Origin of the sequence: Mycobacterium simulans (genome assembly GCF_900232995.1) — a bacterium.
GTDB classification, from domain to species: domain Bacteria; phylum Actinomycetota; class Actinomycetes; order Mycobacteriales; family Mycobacteriaceae; genus Mycobacterium; species Mycobacterium simulans.
Genome location: NZ_OCVX01000003.1, coordinates 959,968 through 974,255 on the forward strand (window position 1 = coordinate 959,968; position 14,288 = coordinate 974,255).

The 14,288-nt window shown below is 63.3% G+C and carries 15 protein-coding genes; 7 read left to right on the top strand and 8 right to left on the bottom strand.

All coding sequences use genetic code 11. The features are described 5' to 3' along the window. The first annotated feature begins 57 nt into the window (after positions 1–57). Positions 58–732, top strand: a complete 675-nt coding sequence (locus MSIMFI_RS05060; RefSeq protein ID WP_191496377.1) for a TetR family transcriptional regulator — start codon at positions 58–60, stop codon at positions 730–732. 138 nt (positions 733–870) lie between these two features. Here the strand turns inward: MSIMFI_RS05060 and MSIMFI_RS05065 are convergent, their stop codons facing one another. From MSIMFI_RS05065 to ligD (MSIMFI_RS05075), 3 genes are all read right to left on the bottom strand, one after another. Further along, a complete protein-coding gene (locus MSIMFI_RS05065) occupies positions 871–1,359 on the bottom strand; it encodes a DUF2231 domain-containing protein (RefSeq protein ID WP_191496378.1) in 489 nt (162 codons plus the stop codon). Between the two features lie 80 nt (positions 1,360–1,439). Beyond that, on the bottom strand, positions 1,440–2,381 hold the full coding sequence (gene ligD, locus MSIMFI_RS05070; RefSeq protein WP_191496379.1) for a non-homologous end-joining DNA ligase: 942 nt from the start codon (positions 2,379–2,381) through the stop codon (positions 1,440–1,442). Further along, positions 2,381–3,373 (bottom strand): non-homologous end-joining DNA ligase, encoded by a 993-nt coding sequence (gene ligD / locus MSIMFI_RS05075; protein WP_186241108.1) that lies wholly within the window; start codon positions 3,371–3,373, stop codon positions 2,381–2,383. Before ligD (MSIMFI_RS05075) ends, ligD (MSIMFI_RS05070) begins: the two co-directional genes overlap by 1 nt. Before the next feature lie 392 nt (positions 3,374–3,765). Between ligD (MSIMFI_RS05075) and MSIMFI_RS05080 the strand changes: the two genes are divergently transcribed. Then, positions 3,766–3,936, top strand: a complete 171-nt coding sequence (locus MSIMFI_RS05080; protein WP_186241107.1) for a hypothetical protein — start codon at positions 3,766–3,768, stop codon at positions 3,934–3,936. Between the two features lie 254 nt (positions 3,937–4,190). Here MSIMFI_RS05080 and MSIMFI_RS05085 read toward each other — a convergent pair whose 3' ends face one another. Then, positions 4,191–4,796: a GNAT family N-acetyltransferase gene (locus MSIMFI_RS05085; protein ID WP_191496380.1), complete on the bottom strand. Its 606-nt coding sequence runs from the start codon at positions 4,794–4,796 to the stop codon at positions 4,191–4,193. Between the two features lie 88 nt (positions 4,797–4,884). Here MSIMFI_RS05085 and MSIMFI_RS05090 point away from each other — a divergent pair, with 88 nt between their 5' ends. The 3 genes from MSIMFI_RS05090 to MSIMFI_RS05100 all read left to right on the top strand — a co-directional run bounded on the left by MSIMFI_RS05090 (position 4,885) and on the right by MSIMFI_RS05100 (position 8,027). Beyond that, positions 4,885–5,967 carry a F420-dependent hydroxymycolic acid dehydrogenase gene (locus tag MSIMFI_RS05090; protein WP_186241105.1) on the top strand — a complete coding sequence of 361 codons (1,083 nt, stop codon included), beginning with the start codon at positions 4,885–4,887 and terminating at the stop codon, positions 5,965–5,967. A gap of 79 nt (positions 5,968–6,046) precedes the next feature. Further along, positions 6,047–7,759, top strand: coding sequence for an aa3-type cytochrome oxidase subunit I (gene ctaD / locus MSIMFI_RS05095; RefSeq protein WP_191496381.1), 1,713 nt, complete (start codon positions 6,047–6,049; stop codon positions 7,757–7,759). Positions 7,760–7,802: 43 nt separating this feature from the next. Continuing rightward, positions 7,803–8,027 carry a hypothetical protein gene (locus tag MSIMFI_RS05100; RefSeq protein ID WP_186241103.1) on the top strand — a complete coding sequence of 75 codons (225 nt, stop codon included), beginning with the start codon at positions 7,803–7,805 and terminating at the stop codon, positions 8,025–8,027. Between the two features lie 18 nt (positions 8,028–8,045). Here the strand turns inward: MSIMFI_RS05100 and MSIMFI_RS05105 are convergent, their stop codons facing one another. Next, positions 8,046–8,975, bottom strand: a complete 930-nt coding sequence (locus MSIMFI_RS05105) for a cation diffusion facilitator family transporter (RefSeq protein ID WP_191496382.1) — start codon at positions 8,973–8,975, stop codon at positions 8,046–8,048. A 45-nt stretch (positions 8,976–9,020) separates the two neighbouring features. Beyond that, positions 9,021–9,776, bottom strand: coding sequence for an SDR family oxidoreductase (locus tag MSIMFI_RS05110; RefSeq protein WP_191496383.1), 756 nt, complete (start codon positions 9,774–9,776; stop codon positions 9,021–9,023). A gap of 174 nt (positions 9,777–9,950) precedes the next feature. On the opposite strand from MSIMFI_RS05110, the gene MSIMFI_RS05115 reads away from it, so the two are divergent. Next, positions 9,951–11,255: an acyl-CoA dehydrogenase family protein gene (locus tag MSIMFI_RS05115; protein ID WP_191496384.1), complete on the top strand. Its 1,305-nt coding sequence runs from the start codon at positions 9,951–9,953 to the stop codon at positions 11,253–11,255. An 85-nt stretch (positions 11,256–11,340) separates the two neighbouring features. Here MSIMFI_RS05115 and MSIMFI_RS05120 read toward each other — a convergent pair whose 3' ends face one another. Further along, positions 11,341–11,796: a MaoC family dehydratase gene (locus MSIMFI_RS05120; RefSeq protein WP_191496385.1), complete on the bottom strand. Its 456-nt coding sequence runs from the start codon at positions 11,794–11,796 to the stop codon at positions 11,341–11,343. Positions 11,797–11,816: 20 nt separating this feature from the next. On the opposite strand from MSIMFI_RS05120, the gene MSIMFI_RS05125 reads away from it, so the two are divergent. Further along, complete coding sequence (locus MSIMFI_RS05125; RefSeq protein WP_191496386.1) at positions 11,817–12,311, top strand: metallophosphoesterase family protein; 495 nt, start codon at positions 11,817–11,819, stop codon at positions 12,309–12,311. Here the strand turns inward: MSIMFI_RS05125 and MSIMFI_RS05130 are convergent. Further along, positions 12,304–13,959: a PE family protein gene (locus MSIMFI_RS05130; protein ID WP_191496387.1), complete on the bottom strand. Its 1,656-nt coding sequence runs from the start codon at positions 13,957–13,959 to the stop codon at positions 12,304–12,306. The genes MSIMFI_RS05125 and MSIMFI_RS05130 overlap by 8 nt on opposite strands. Positions 13,960–14,288 lie beyond the last annotated feature (329 nt).

The window sequence follows — 14,288 nt, forward strand, 5'->3', positions numbered from 1 at the left end:
TGCGGGACGATGCAGGTCGTCAAGGAATTTGACCAGCTCTGTGGTAGGGTTCACACAGTGAACGACCGTACTCCTAGCTCACGCCCGCATCGATCTGGGCGCGACCGTACCCGTGTGAGCCTGTCGCGGGAGGAGCGCAAAGAAGCCACGCGGCGCGCGATCATCGCGGCCGCGTTGAAGCTGCTCAACGACCGCAGCTTCAGCGGCCTGAGCCTGCGCGAGGTGACCCGGGAGGCCGGGATCGTGCCAGCGGCTTTCTACCGTCACTTCGAGTCCATGGAGGCCCTCGGTCTGGTCCTGATCGACGAGTCGTTCCGCACCCTGCGCGATACGCTGCGCGGCGCGCGCGCCGGGAAGCTCGACCCGAACCGGGTGATCGAGTCGTCCGTCGAGATCCTGATCGCCAGCGTCGCCGAGAGACGCGAACACTGGCGCTTCATTGTCCGAGAGCGCTCCACCGGACTCTCCGTGCTGCGCTATGCCATCCGCACCGAAATCCGGTTGATCACTTCCGAACTGGCCACCGACCTCGCGCGCTTTCCGGGGCTAAACGCTTGGAGCACGGAAGACCTCAACGTGCTGGCGACTTTGTTTGTCAACGCCATGATCGTCATTGCCGAGGCGGTCGAGGACGCGCAGAGCACCGATGCGCTGGAAGAGATCCGGCGTATTGCCATAAAGCAATTGCGAATGATTGCCATCGGCGTCGCCGGCTGGAAAAGCAATCCCTGATCACGCGGTAACTGAACCTTGTCGACCACGAGCTGGCGGCCGCCGTCGCCGGGCTGGTGTTCGGCGGATAAGTGCACGGGTCATGCTGACGCAAAGACGCCGCGGCGCTGAACCTTCCGTTGCGTTTCGGCCCGATTCCTAGGCAGCCACACGCTTGTGGGTCAGCGAGTTCGGCGCATCGACGTTGGCGCCGTCATCGACACTCACCGCGAGCCGTTCCACCAGCTCCCCGCCCATCCACGCGGCCACGACAGCTACCGCCACGGCAAGGAAGCTGCACACCAAGGCCCAACCGTTGGGTACCCAGCTCTCGGCGTAGCTGCGAAACAGCCAGCTCACCGCGAAGAGCACCAGCACCACTCCGTTAACGAGACCATGGAGCAGACCAATCCGCTTAGCACGGGTGCCCGCCGGTATTTTGAACCAGTCAACCCATCCGAATGGAGCCGCCACCAGGCCACCGATGATTCCCGCCGCGATCGCGAACCCCGCCGCAACAGTGAACCCGGGCCGGTCGGTGATCAGGTACAGCACGTCGAAGCCTACGGCGGTGGCGAGCAGACCCAATGGAAACGGGATCAACATCGGATGGATGGCGTGGCCGAGCAGTTTCACGCGACTTTCCATTGCCGCCTCCTTGCCCTCGTGTGGTCAATGTGCGATCAACTAGACGGGATGTACCCGCGCGGGTATCCGCGAAACCCGGTTCACCTCGGAAGACGCTCGGCCGACATACCCACCGGCCAATCCCGTCGGGCTTCTTGAAGTTTCGACAGACGTTGCACCGGCCGGGTCAGCGACCGAGCATGGCGCTGGATGTCGGCCCACGGATCGCCCTGCCCGGCAACTCGCTTCGGAATGTCTCGAATGGTGAACCGGTCCGGCCGGATGTCCTCGCTGTCCAGCTCGTCCCACGCCAGCGGGGTGGCGACGGGCGCGCGGCGGCGGGGCCGTACGGCGTAGGGCGCTACCGCGGTCTGCGCGTATGCGTTGCGCATCACGTCGAGGTACACGCGGTCGCCGCGCTTGTCCTTGCGGACCTCGACGGTGCGGTGGTCGGGGTCGTCGGCGGCCACCCAGTCGGCGACATCGCGGGCGAATTGCCGGGCGGTGTCGAAGTCTGCGTCGCCGTTCAGCGGCGCCACGACATGCAGCCCCCGCGAACCGGTGGTCTGCACATACGTCGTTAGTCCGAGATCATCCAGCATGTCGGCAAGGGCGCGAGCGGTCGCCCGCACGGTACCGAAGTTGCCGTCGGAGGGGTCCAGGTCGAATACCAGACGGTCGGGGTGGTCCAGCCGGTCGCGTCGCGACAGAAACACGTGTGGCGTGATGCAATCCTGGTTGGCCAGCCACTCGAGTGCCTCGCGGCGTACGGCCACCGGGTGCATCACGGTGCCGCCGCCCTCCTTGCCGACTTCGGCCCCGCCCATCCAATCTGGAAGGGATTGCGCGAAGTCCTTTTGAACGAAGCCCTGTTCGTCGATCCCGCGAGGGAACCGCTGCAGCATCAACGGACGATCCCGCAGATGCCGCAACATCACCCGAGCCACCTCCGAGTAGTAGTCGACGAGGTCGCCTTTGGTAATGCCGTCGTCGGGGAACAACACCCGGTCTTGATTGGTGATCTCGATGTCAATATGGCTCATCAGCTTGTCTCCCTTACCACTTCGCGGGCGTCCTTATCGGTGCGCAGGCCGGCATAGCGTGGATGACGCAACTTGCCGTCGCGCGTCCACTCGGTGAACGCGATCTGAGCGACCAGCTCCGGGCGCACCCACCGCACGCCGGGTTCGCCGACGTGGCCACGGGTGAATGCGGACGCCTTCCGCTCGATGCCCGACAGCCGCTTATGCAGGTGGCGCAGCGTGCTGTCGTCGAACCCGGTGCCCACCTTGCCCGCGTAGACGAGGTCGCGGCCGTCGTGATAGCCCACCAGTAGCGCGCCCAGCCCCACGCGGCTTCCCTTGGGACGGGTGTAGCCGCCGATCACAAACTCCTGATCGCGGACGCACTTGAACTTCAGCCAGTTCGACGAGCGGCGACCCTCGTATCGCGAATCGGCCAGTTTGGCGATCACGCCCTCGTCGCCGCGTTCACATGCCGCCCGGTAGGCGGCCTCGCCGTTCTTCTCGCGGTGTGTGGTGTAGCGCAGCGGATCGGTGAATTCAAATGCGTTGCGCAGCAGCCGCTTACGCCAGGTCAGCGGCAGATCGGTGGTGGCCTGGCCGTCGAGGTGCAACAAGTCGAACAGATAGAAGAAGATCGGGACTCCAGTCGCCCGGGCCGCGCTGGGGTTCGTGATGCCCAGCCGGCCCTGCAGCCTGGCGAAGCTGGTACGCCGTCCTTCGAACGCCACGACCTCGCCGTCCACAACGAACCGGGAGGGTTCCTGACTTGCCAGAGCATCGACCAGTTCGGGGTAAGTTCCGTTGAGCGACTGGCGCTTCCGAGACAGCAGCCGTAACCGGTGGCCATCGCGGAAGGCCAGGCATCGCTCCCCGTCGAACTTGCGCTCGAAGATCCACTCCGAATCGGAGAACCGGTTGTCGGTCAGCGTGGCGAGCGTCGGATCCCGCCACCCGGGCAGGTTCTCCTTCCGGAGCGCCGTGCGCAGCTCGTCGGGGAGGCGATCGGTCACGACAGTTGGTCGAGATCGCCCCCGGACAGCACGGACGCGGGCTACTCCTGATCCCATACCAACGGCACTACCCGGTTGGCGCGCCGCGGAAACGGGGCCGTCAGTGGTCGATCCGGGTGCGCGCCCCACCCGCGTGGTGGTGCACCGTATGCCCGGGGACAGAAGACAACGGCCGGCTGCTGTAACTGCGCTGCGTGCGACGCTCCGCCAAGGTTTCCCGCCCTCCATCGCGGGTACACGAATATCGATAGACCGCTGGCGATCGGAGTGAACATGCAGGATGCGGCGAGCCGGTTCGCTTCGGCCATTCTCATACAGGAAAGGGGCTCGCTCGGCGGCAGTTGTCCATCTGGCCGACGCTGTTGTCGCAATGTTGACTGGAGCGAATTCCAATGTTGACGAAGATTATCCGAGTCGTTCGCGAAGGACTGCGTGGCGAAGCGCAAGTGTTGACAGCGTTGCGGGCCGCGAACGCATTCGGCTGGAACGCCGAGATAGACGACGTCGATGACGGTTCGCGTAGCGGTATTCCCGAAGGCTTTCGACTCGACAACCCCGCTTGATTGCTAAGCGGCGCGCCGCTAGCACCGCCGCTTCGGATTACTCATCATCGACAACCTCGTCTCGTTAAAGTCCGGTTCCTCGGCGGCGAGTCTGTCCTCGAGGGATTCCCCCTCTCGCTCTCCGCTCGCCGTCATTCCGTGCCGGGTCGGCTTCGCTCCAGTCCTCGGGTGGGTCGACGACGGTGTCGCCGTGGGATCGCCTTGCATCTGCATTGGGTGCCCCAGGATGCCGCCCTAAACCGCGGCGAGGTTCGTTACCGCGGTTCTCGCCACATCGGCCACATCGAGGGGCCGCCGTCGGGCAACGCGATCTCGCCGGTGACGGTGAAACCGAAACGCTCGTAGTAGGGCACGTTTTCGGGCTTGCTCGACTCGAGATAGGCCGGACAGTACTCGGCATCGCAGCGCTCTAGCCGTGACTGCAGCAGCGCCTGGCCGAAGCCTTGGCCGCGGACGGTCGGGTCACTACCGACGGCGGCCAGATACCAGTGCGGTTCTTCGGGGTGCGCACGCTTCATCACTTCCTGCACGGCACGTCCCTTAGCCATCCTCGCGCCGAACACCCGCAGCAATGCTGGTGTCATCGCCAGCTCCCCCAGGCGCGTTTCCCGCCATTGGTTCGGTGGATCCCACAGCGCCGCCGCGCCGATGCCCGGGCCGTCGCAGGCAACCTCAACGCCGCCCCGGGACAGATGGTGGTGGCGGGTCATCGTCGCGAACAACCGACGCAGCTGTGTGGTTCGGGCCTCATCGTCGGGAAGCAGCCAGATAATCACCGGATCGTCATAAAAGGCCCGGGCCATGGTCCGCGAGAGTTCGCGGACATCGGCTCTGCGCGCGGGGCGGGCCTGTGGGGTCACATAAGTGAGGCTAGTGGGTTACCCCGGTGGCAGCACGAGCACCCCGAGCCCGACGTGTGGTGGCTGCTTTGACGGGTATCCCGAGCTGATGACCGGCATCTCGAGACGGGCATTCGGACGGATGGCCGCTGCGGCTGGCGCGCTAGCCGCCGCCTGTCACACACGCGACGCCGATCGCGGCGCCCCCACCAGTCCTGCGCCACCGTCAGGCAAGGGTGTGGGGTTCGTGTTGGCGCATGAGCAATTTCGCACCGACCAGCTGGTCGCCCAGGCTCAGGCGGCCGAACAAGCCGGCTTCCGGTACGTGTGGGCCAGCGACCACCTCCAGCCATGGCAGGACAACCAGGGCCACTCGATGTTCCCCTGGCTGACTCTGGCTCTGGTGGGTCAGCGCACCAGCCGCATCTCGTTTGGCACCGGGGTGACTTGTCCCAGTTACCGCTATCACCCGGCCACGGTCGCTCAGGCATTCGCTTCCCTGGCGATTCTGAGTCCCGGGCGGGTATTTCTGGGGCTGGGCACCGGCGAACGGCTCAACGAGCAGGCCGCCACCACCGTCTTCGGCAATTACACCGAGCGCCACGACCGACTGGTCGAGGCCATCGGACTGATCCGCCAGCTGTGGAGCGGCGAGCGGATCTCGTTCACGGGCCGCTACTTTCAGACGAACGCGTTGAAGCTTTACGACGTGCCTTCGACGCCGCCGCCGATTTTCGTGGCCGCCAGCGGCCCCAAAAGCGCCACTCTGGCGGGCCGCTACGGCGACGGGTGGATCGCCCAAGCCCACGACATCAAGGACTCAAAGCTGCTCGACGCATTCACTGCAGGCGCGCGGGCGGCCGGACGCGATCCCGCCAGCATGGGCAGACGCGCGGAGCTGTTCGCCGTCGTCGGAGACAACGACGTGGCCACCCGCGCCGCCACGTTGTGGCGATTTACCGCAGGCGCCATCGACCAGCCCAATCCGGTCGAGATACAGCGGGCAGCCGAGTCCAATCCGATCGATAAGGTGCTCACCAATTGGACGGTCGGCAGCGATCCCGCAATCCACATCGGTGCGCTGCAAACGGTTCTCGACGGCGGCGCCATCCCGTTTGTGCATTTTCCCCAGGACGACCCGATGACCGCGATCGACTTCTACCGCAGCAACGTCTTACCCAAGCTGCGCTGAGTCGTCGATGAGTTTTGAGCTCGCCGTTCGCGGGTACCCACGGCCGGAATACGGGCAATCCAGACTGTGAGCGAGCAGAATGGTCTCCGAAGCCGCCCTGGTGCGACCTCCGGTAGCGCGCCGGCCCTTCCCACCGCGCCGCCAGTCACTCGGTGGTGCGCTGCTCAATGTCGTCACGACAACCGACCACAAGTTGATTGGCCAGCTTTACCTTGTCACCGCGTTCGGCTTCTTCCTGACGGCGGGCCTGATGGCGTTGCTGATGCGCGCCGAGTTGGCCGCCCCCGGGCTGCAGTTCGTGTCCAACGAGCAGTACAACCAGCTGTTCACGATTCACGGCACGATCATGCTGTTGCTGTATGCGACGCCGATCCTGTTCGGCTTCGCCAACGTGGCGTTGCCGCTGCAGATCGGGTCGCCGGACGTCGCGTTCCCGCGGCTTAACGCGCTTTCCTACTGGCTGTTTCTGTTTGGCGGACTAATCGTCTTGGCGGGCTTCGTCACCCCGGGCGGCGCCGCCGACTTCGGCTGGACCGCTTACACGCCGCTGTCCGACGCCATCCACTCGCCGGGTGCGGGTGGTGACTTGTGGATCGTGGGACTGATCGTGTCTGGATTGGGAACCATTCTGGGCGGGGTCAACATGGTCACCACGATCGTCTGCATGCGCGCCCCCGGTATGACAATGTTCCGGCTGCCGATCTTCACCTGGAACATCTTGGGGACCAGCGTTCTGATCTTCATCGCGTTCCCCATCCTGACCGCGGCGTTGTTCGGCTTGGCCGCCGATCGCCACCTCGGAGCGCACATCTACGACCCGGCCAACGGCGGCCCGATCCTGTGGCAACACGTGTTCTGGTTCTTCGGTCACCCCGAGGTGTACATCGTCGCGCTGCCGTTCTTTGGCATCGTCACCGAAATCATCCCGGTGTTTTCCCGCAAACCGATCTTCGGCTACACGACGCTGGTTTACGCAACATGGGCCATCGTCTTTCTCTCGGCAGCAGTCTGGGCGCACCACATGTTCGCCACCGGCGCGGTGCTGTTGCCCTTCTTTTCCTTCATGACCTATCTGATCGCGGTGCCGACGGGGATCAAATTCTTCAACTGGATCGGCACCATGTGGAAGGGCCAGCTGACCTTTGAAACGCCGATGCTGTTCTCGACGGGGTTCCTGGTGACGTTTCTGCTCGGTGGCCTGTCCGGGGTGTTGCTGGCCAGCCCGCCGCTGGATTTTCACATCACCGACACCTACTTCGTTGTCGCCCACTTCCACTACGTGCTATTCGGCACGATCGTGTTCTCAACTTTCGCCGGCATCTATTTCTGGTTCCCGAAGATGACCGGGCGACTCCTTGACGAGCGGCTCGGCAAGCTGCACTTCTGGCTGACACTGATCGGCTTTCACACAACTTTTCTGGTGCAACACTGGCTCGGCGACATGGGAATGCCCCGTCGCTACGCCGACTACCTGCCCACGGACGACTTTCAGGCCCTCAACTTCGTCTCGACGCTGGGCGCGTTCATCCTTGGCGTATCGATGGTTCCCTTTATTTGGAACGTCTTTCGCAGCTATCGCTACGGCGAACCGGTAACCGTCGACGATCCATGGGGTTACGGCAATTCGTTGGAATGGGCCACCAGCTGCCCGCCGCCACGGCACAACTTTTCCGAATTGCCCCGCATCCGCTCACAGCGCCCGGCGTTCGAAATGCACTATCCGCACATGGTGGAACGCTTGCGCAGCGAATCCCATGTACGCGCCTCGTTTGAGCGCCACCCGGGTGGGTAGCACCAAGGATGTCTCGAAGAACGCGACGGAAGGGAGATTGAACGTGAGCATCACCGAGACAGGTCAAGTGACTGGAACCGGCGACAAGACCTACGACCTGATCTGGTACACGGAAAAGTGCTTGGACAACGCGTTGCGGCTGGAGACTTACATCGCAGACGCCGAACGAGACGGCGACCAGCAGGTGGCTGACCTTTTCCGCAAAGCACAAGCCGACAGTCGTAAGGGCGCGGAAATGGCCAAACAGCTGCTGGCACAGCGTCTGTAGCAATTCGCCCTGCGAGGCCTATCGCCGCTCGACATCTGGTCGCGGCTCGACATCCGGCTGAATGTAGACGACCCGGACCGCGGGCACCGCTTCGCGGACCCGTGCTTCGGCGTTCCTGATCACGTCCGCCACGGTCCGCCATTCCATGTCGGGGCCGAAAGCGACTTTGGCGCCCACCAGAAGTTCGTCGGGCGCGAGGTATTGGGTACGCATGTCGATGACACCATCGACATGTTTGGCGTGCTGCAATGCTGACCTAATCATGTTGCACTGCTTGCTGGTTGCGCCTTCGCCAATCAGTAGGCTGTGCGTCTCGACGATCAGGACAACCGCGATGCCACCGAGCAGCACGCCGATGGCAAGGGTGCTCAGCGCGTCCCACAACGGGTTCCCGGTCACGGCCGTCAATGAGACGCCCGCAAACGCCAGGCTCAAGCCCAGCAGCGCAGCGCTGTCTTCGAGCAGCACGACGGGTGGTTCCGGAGTGCGAGAATTGCGGATGAACTGCCACCAGCTACCAGAACCCTTGAGCCCCTTGGATTGCACCTTCGCGGTTCGCAGACTGTAACCATCGAGCAATGCCGCGACAATGAGGATCGCAAGGGCAACCGCCGGCGCGGTCAATGGCTCGGGGTGGGTGATCTTGCGATAGCCCTCGTATATTACGAAGACCGATCCGATCGCGAATACTGCCAATGCCACCACAAACGAATAGAAGTACCGGCTTCGGCCATAACCAAACTGATGCAAGGTATCTGGGCTCTTGCGCGATCGGCGTTTGCCGATCATCAGCAGCAATTCGTTGACGCCATCGGCCAGCGAATGCAGTGATTCGGCCAGCATCGCCGAACTTCCGGTCAGCAAATAGCCCGCGAACTTCGCCACGGCAATCCCGGCGTTGGCGCCGAATGCGACCGTAATGGCCCTGGTTGTGCCGTTGGGCGCCATTGCCTAGAGCTACCCTCGATGACTTGCAGCGGAACTGCCCCCGGCTCAGCCCGGGAGGCTATGTGCGATCCAATCGTCCAGCGACGTGCTGGTAATGACGGCGCCATCTCCCGGTAGCAGCGTGGACTCATCGAGCAAGGCTCCGAAGTAGCTGGTATGCGCGTCGGCGACGACCTCTCGGGGGTTATGTTTGGCGCTGAGGACTTCGCTGATGAGTTCATCGAGGGTGAACCGCTCCGGGCCCGCCACCTCCACGATGCCGTTCAGGGGCTGGCCCATTGCGATATCAACCACCAGGTCCGCGAGATCGCTCGCGTCTGTGGGCTGGACGAGCGCGTCCGGCAGCCGCACCGTGGCGTCTTCGGTAGCGGCATCGGCGATGGCCTCGACGAAGTCGTACACCGGAGCGGCCCGCACGATCGAATAGGGGATGCCGGCAGCCTTGATCAGTTCCTCTTGCGCGAGTTTGGCCCGGAAATATCCGCCGCCCTGCAGTCGATCCGTCGCGATGGCCGACAATGCGACGTGGTGGCCCACGCCGGTGGCCCGCTCAGCGCCCAGCAGGTTCATCGTGGAGGTCGCGAAATATTCGATCGCGGGTTTGTCGTCGAAGGACGAGGTATTTGATGCATCGACGACGACGTCTGCCGCGCTGAGCGCGTCAACCAATCCCTCAGCGGTCACGGCATTTACGCCGGACTTCGGTGAGGCCGCAACGGATTCGATCCGTTGTTCGCTCAGCTTGGTCACGATCTTGGAACCGATCAGCCCGGTGCCGCCGACAACGACGATTCTCCCCATGGCGCATTCCTTCCTGCCGGGTCCGCCCCGGATACGTGTCACACCGCACGCAGGTATGCCCTTCCGGCCGCGAAGAAAAACCCTTGAAACTCCAAACTTGCCGCCGCGCTTACGATGGTGTGACGCGATTCACGATGCCGGTGCAACGGTGCGCCGGGGAACGGCGGCCGAGAAGTGTGGGATTTCGAAACCGACCCGGAATACCAGGCGAAGCTGGACTGGGTCGAAAAGTTCATGGTCGACGAACTCGAACCGCTCGATCTGGTGGCCCTCGACCCCTATGACAAGAAGAACGCCGAGATGATGGCGATCCTGCGGCCGTTGCAGCAGCAGGTGAAGGACCAGGGCCTGTGGGCCGCCCATCTGCGGCCCGAACTCGGTGGGCAGGGTTTCGGGCAGGTCGAGCTCGCATTGCTCAACGAGATTCTTGGTCGCTCCCGCTGGGCGCCGTCGGTGTTCGGTTGTCAGGCACCGGACTCCGGGAACGCCGAGATCCTGGCGCTGTTCGGTACCGACGAGCAGAAGGCCCGCTACCTGCGACCGCTGCTCGACGGCGAGATCACCTCGTGCTATTCGATGACCGAGCCACAGGGCGGTTCCGATCCGGGACTATTCGTCACCGCAGCAACCCGTGACAGCTCCGGAATTGGGGACTGGATCATCAACGGAGAGAAATGGTTCTCCACCAACGCAAAACACGCGTCGTTCTTCATCGTCATGGCCGTCACCAACCCGGATGCGCGCACATACGAAAAGATGTCGCTATTCATCGTTCCGGCGGAGACACCGGGCATCGAGATCGTGCGCAATGTCGGCGTGGGCGCAGAATCTACCAAGGCTGCCAGTCACGGCTACGTCCGCTACCACAACGTCCGCGTGCCCGCCGATCACGTGCTGGGTGGCGAGGGCCAGGCTTTCATGATCGCGCAGACTCGGCTCGGCGGCGGCCGCATCCATCACGCAATGCGATCGATTGCACTGGCGCGCAGGGCATTTGACATGATGTGCGAGCGCGCGGTGTCTCGTCAGACTAGACACGGGCGACTTTCCGACTTTCAGATGACCCAGGAAAAGATCGCCGACAGCTGGATCCAGATCGAGCAGTTCCGGCTGCTGGTGCTGCGCACAGCCTGGTTGATCGATAAGCACCACGACTACCAGAAGGTGCGCCGCGACATCGCCGCGGTAAAGGTCGCGATGCCGCAAGTGCTCCACGACGTGGTACAACGGGCCATGCATCTGCACGGTGCGCTTGGCGTCTCCGACGAGATGCCGTTCGTCAAGATGATGGTGGCCGCCGAATCATTGGGGATCGCCGACGGGGCCACCGAGCTGCACAAGATGACGGTCGCCCGGCGCACATTACGTGAATATCAGCCTGTGTCAACGCCTTTCCCCTCTGCACACATTCCGACCCGGCGGGCGGAGGCGGAAGCTCGGCTGGCCGAACGTCTGGAACACGCGATCGCCGAGTTCTGATTCGCGCGGTTCCGCGACACTCACATCACGCATTGGACACGCCGAAAAGCAGAGCCGTAGCTTTAGTTTCGCGAGTTTCGCGATCTCACGTGATGTAGCGAACCACACTTTCGGCTACACACGCCGGCTTGGGCGACCCCTCGACCTCGACGGTGGTCGACACCGTCGCCTGCACGGCCCCGTCGCCGAGATCGTCGACGGAGACCAGCGAACTTTGCGCACGCACCCGAGATCCCACCGGGACCGGCGCGGGGAAGCGAACCTTGTTGAGGCCATAGTTGATGGCGAGCTTGATGCCCTTGACCGTGTACATCTCATGCTGCAGCCGGGGCAATAGTGACAGTGTCATGAAGCCGTGGGCGATGGTTTTGCCGAATGGACCCGTGGCCGCTCTTTCCGGGTCGACGTGGATCCATTGGTGATCGCCGGTCGCATCGGCGAATAGGTTGACGTCCTCTTGCGTGATGGTCACCCAGTCGCTCTGCCCGATGGTCTCGCCCGCAGCCGCAGCGAGGTCGCCGACTGACTCGAAGGTGCGCATGAGGGGTAAGCATAGAACCCGTGAGGCTGCTGCTGATTTCCGATACCCATGTCCCGCAACGCGCACGGGACCTGCCCGCGCAAGTATGGGATGAAGTCGCCACGGCGGATGTGGTCATGCACGCCGGCGACTGGGTAGCACCCGAGTTACTCGACGCACTGGAAGCCAGGGCTGCTCGGCTGGTGGCGTGCTGGGGAAACAACGACGGCCCACAGTTGCGCTCCCGCCTGCCCGAACGTGCCGACGCGACGCTGCACGGGCTGCGCTTCACCGTGGTCCATGAAACGGGCGCGGCGGCCGGCCGGGAGACGCGCATGTCGCGGCTCTATCCGGACACGGACGTGCTGGTATTCGGCCATAGCCATATCCCTTGGGACACGACGACAAAAACGGGACTGCGGTTGCTCAACCCGGGGTCGCCGACGGATCGTCGGCGACAACCCCACTGCACGTACATGACCGTGACGGTGGAAAATCAGGCCCTGACCAGTGTCGTTCTGTGGCAGGTCAGGTGAGGGCCTGCAGCTGCCCAATGTTGGTGACCAGCGCCTGCGTGACCACGACGAATTCAATGAAACCGCTGAGTGTGACCAGCGTGACAGTGGCGGCGGGCGGATATCCGATCGCGTTGACGAGATTGCCCTGTAACAGCTGGCTCAAGAACAGGGTGGCGTTGTATGCAGGCACGGTGGTGAGGAGGGCGAGAGTGAGATCCGCCGCGGGAAGCAGAACCGCGTAGTCGGTCGAGACAATCGCCGCGAAAGTGTTCGCGACTTCGAGCGGCGTCGGCAGCGCCGGCAGCGCGGGCGGCAGCGCGGGTGAGGCTCCCAACGGATCCGGTGACAGCTCGAGGGGCGCAATAGTGGGTAGGCTGCCAAGCGCCTTCGGTAGAGCGGCGGTGAAATCCTGGATGCCTTGCTGCGTTCCAGCGGCCAGCGCATCGACGACAACTTCCGGGGGGACGTCGGGGAACAATCCGAACGGTGTGGGCACGTTCGCCGGGCTCGTCGAATAGCCGTGGTACGGGTCGCCGTAGCCTAGATTTACGATCACCTTCAAATTCGGTTGGACCAGCGCAGCCAGGGGTTCTCCGATGACAGGGAGTGCCCGCACCGGGGCGAGCAGCGGCAAATCCTCGGTGCGAATCATGTAGTAGGTGTTCGACGTCGCGCCCTGCGTCGGCAACGGCGTGGCCGACGCGATCTGGTCGGCCGTGAGGAGTGGATAGGTGGGGTGGAGCGTGTAAGTCCCTATCAAGGCGTTGAAGACAGATACCAGATTGAGGGGATACCGAGGGAAGTCGGCATAGCCGTCGTACTCGATCGTGTAGGTCGTCGTCGGATACGGATTGTCCGGGGTGGCCCCGTAGAACGGCAGGCCGATGGATGCAATGTTCAGACCTGGGAATCTTGCGAGTATGCCCCCGTTGGGATTCATTTCGTTGCCGAGCAGTATGAAGCTGAGTTGGCTCGGGTCTGGCGCGTTAGCGCCCAGCGAAATTAGATGCTGCATTTCCAGCGAGGCGATGGCGGCGCTTTGGGAATAGCCGAAAACGGTGACATGGTTTCCGGCCGTGATTTGCTCCCAGATCGCGCTGTCGAGGATCTTGACGCCCTGCTCCACCGAGGCTTGGAAGGTCAAAGACTTCACACCGGTGTTGGGATATAGCTGTTCAGGAGTGACCAGCGCTTTTGGAATGGCACCGGGCTGAATGTGCTGAATGAATAAGTTGTTGACGGCATTGATGTAATCGGCGGTGGGTATCGGCAGTCCGGTGGCACCCATGACTAGGGCCGTGTCTTGGGCGAAGACTGGCGGTAACGCCGGGGGTGAGGTCGGGGTATGGAGCCCGCCCAGCGCCCCTTGCACCAGCCCAGCCGCGTTGATGGCCTCCGCATTGATGTAGGCGTCGGCCGCTGCCGTCAAACTTTGGACGAACTGATTGTGAAACGCGGCGAGTTGCGCGCCGATCGCCTGGAACTCCTGGCCATAAGCGCCAAACACCTCCGCGATGCCCGTAGAAACCTCGTCCGTGGCGGCCGCCAGCAGGCCGGTCGTCGGAGCCGCCGCAGCGACGGTGGCCTCAGTGACCGCTGAACCGATTCCCGTAAGATCGGCGGCCGCTGCTGCCAATAGCGGCGGCTGGGCGAACGCGAATGTCAACGTGCCTCCCTCCCGCGACGGAGTCCACCACGCGTGAAACCAGGTACCCGTCGAGGGTAAAGGGATTCCCCGATGGTGTCTGGCCTTTGCTGATTTAGATGGCGCGCGTCGTGTTGGTGGCGCCGGTGATCGGAATTGCCATGGCGTCAACGCTTTTGCGACGGCTCGTCTCCTGACCGCAGATCGCCTTGTCCAGCTCGACGCTCAATCGTTAGCCAACCGCGATGTTGCACTGCGGCCGTGACAAGCGAACTGTGCGTCGCAGCTGTGTTTCACTCCCCCAGAACGGATTCGACCGTGGTGCGCGGCACCAAAAGACGATGAAAGTT

What these genes read in the sequence shown, in the direction of transcription:
- MSIMFI_RS05065 (WP_191496378.1), bottom strand. Translation starts at nt 1,359, where the DNA reads ATGGAAAGTCGCGTGAAACTGCTCGGCCACGCCATCCATCCGATGTTG.
- MSIMFI_RS05105 (WP_191496382.1), bottom strand. Translation starts at nt 8,975, where the DNA reads ATGGCGCCCAACGGCACAACCAGGGCCATTACGGTCGCATTCGGCGCC.
- ligD (WP_191496379.1), bottom strand. Translation starts at nt 2,381, where the DNA reads ATGAGCCATATTGACATCGAGATCACCAATCAAGACCGGGTGTTGTTC.
- MSIMFI_RS05120 (WP_191496385.1), bottom strand. Translation starts at nt 11,796, where the DNA reads ATGCGCACCTTCGAGTCAGTCGGCGACCTCGCTGCGGCTGCGGGCGAG.
- MSIMFI_RS05110 (WP_191496383.1), bottom strand. Translation starts at nt 9,776, where the DNA reads ATGGGGAGAATCGTCGTTGTCGGCGGCACCGGGCTGATCGGTTCCAAG.
- MSIMFI_RS05090 (WP_186241105.1), top strand. Translation starts at nt 4,885, where the DNA reads ATGACCGGCATCTCGAGACGGGCATTCGGACGGATGGCCGCTGCGGCT.
- ctaD (WP_191496381.1), top strand. Translation starts at nt 6,047, where the DNA reads ATGGTCTCCGAAGCCGCCCTGGTGCGACCTCCGGTAGCGCGCCGGCCC.
- MSIMFI_RS05080 (WP_186241107.1), top strand. Translation starts at nt 3,766, where the DNA reads ATGTTGACGAAGATTATCCGAGTCGTTCGCGAAGGACTGCGTGGCGAA.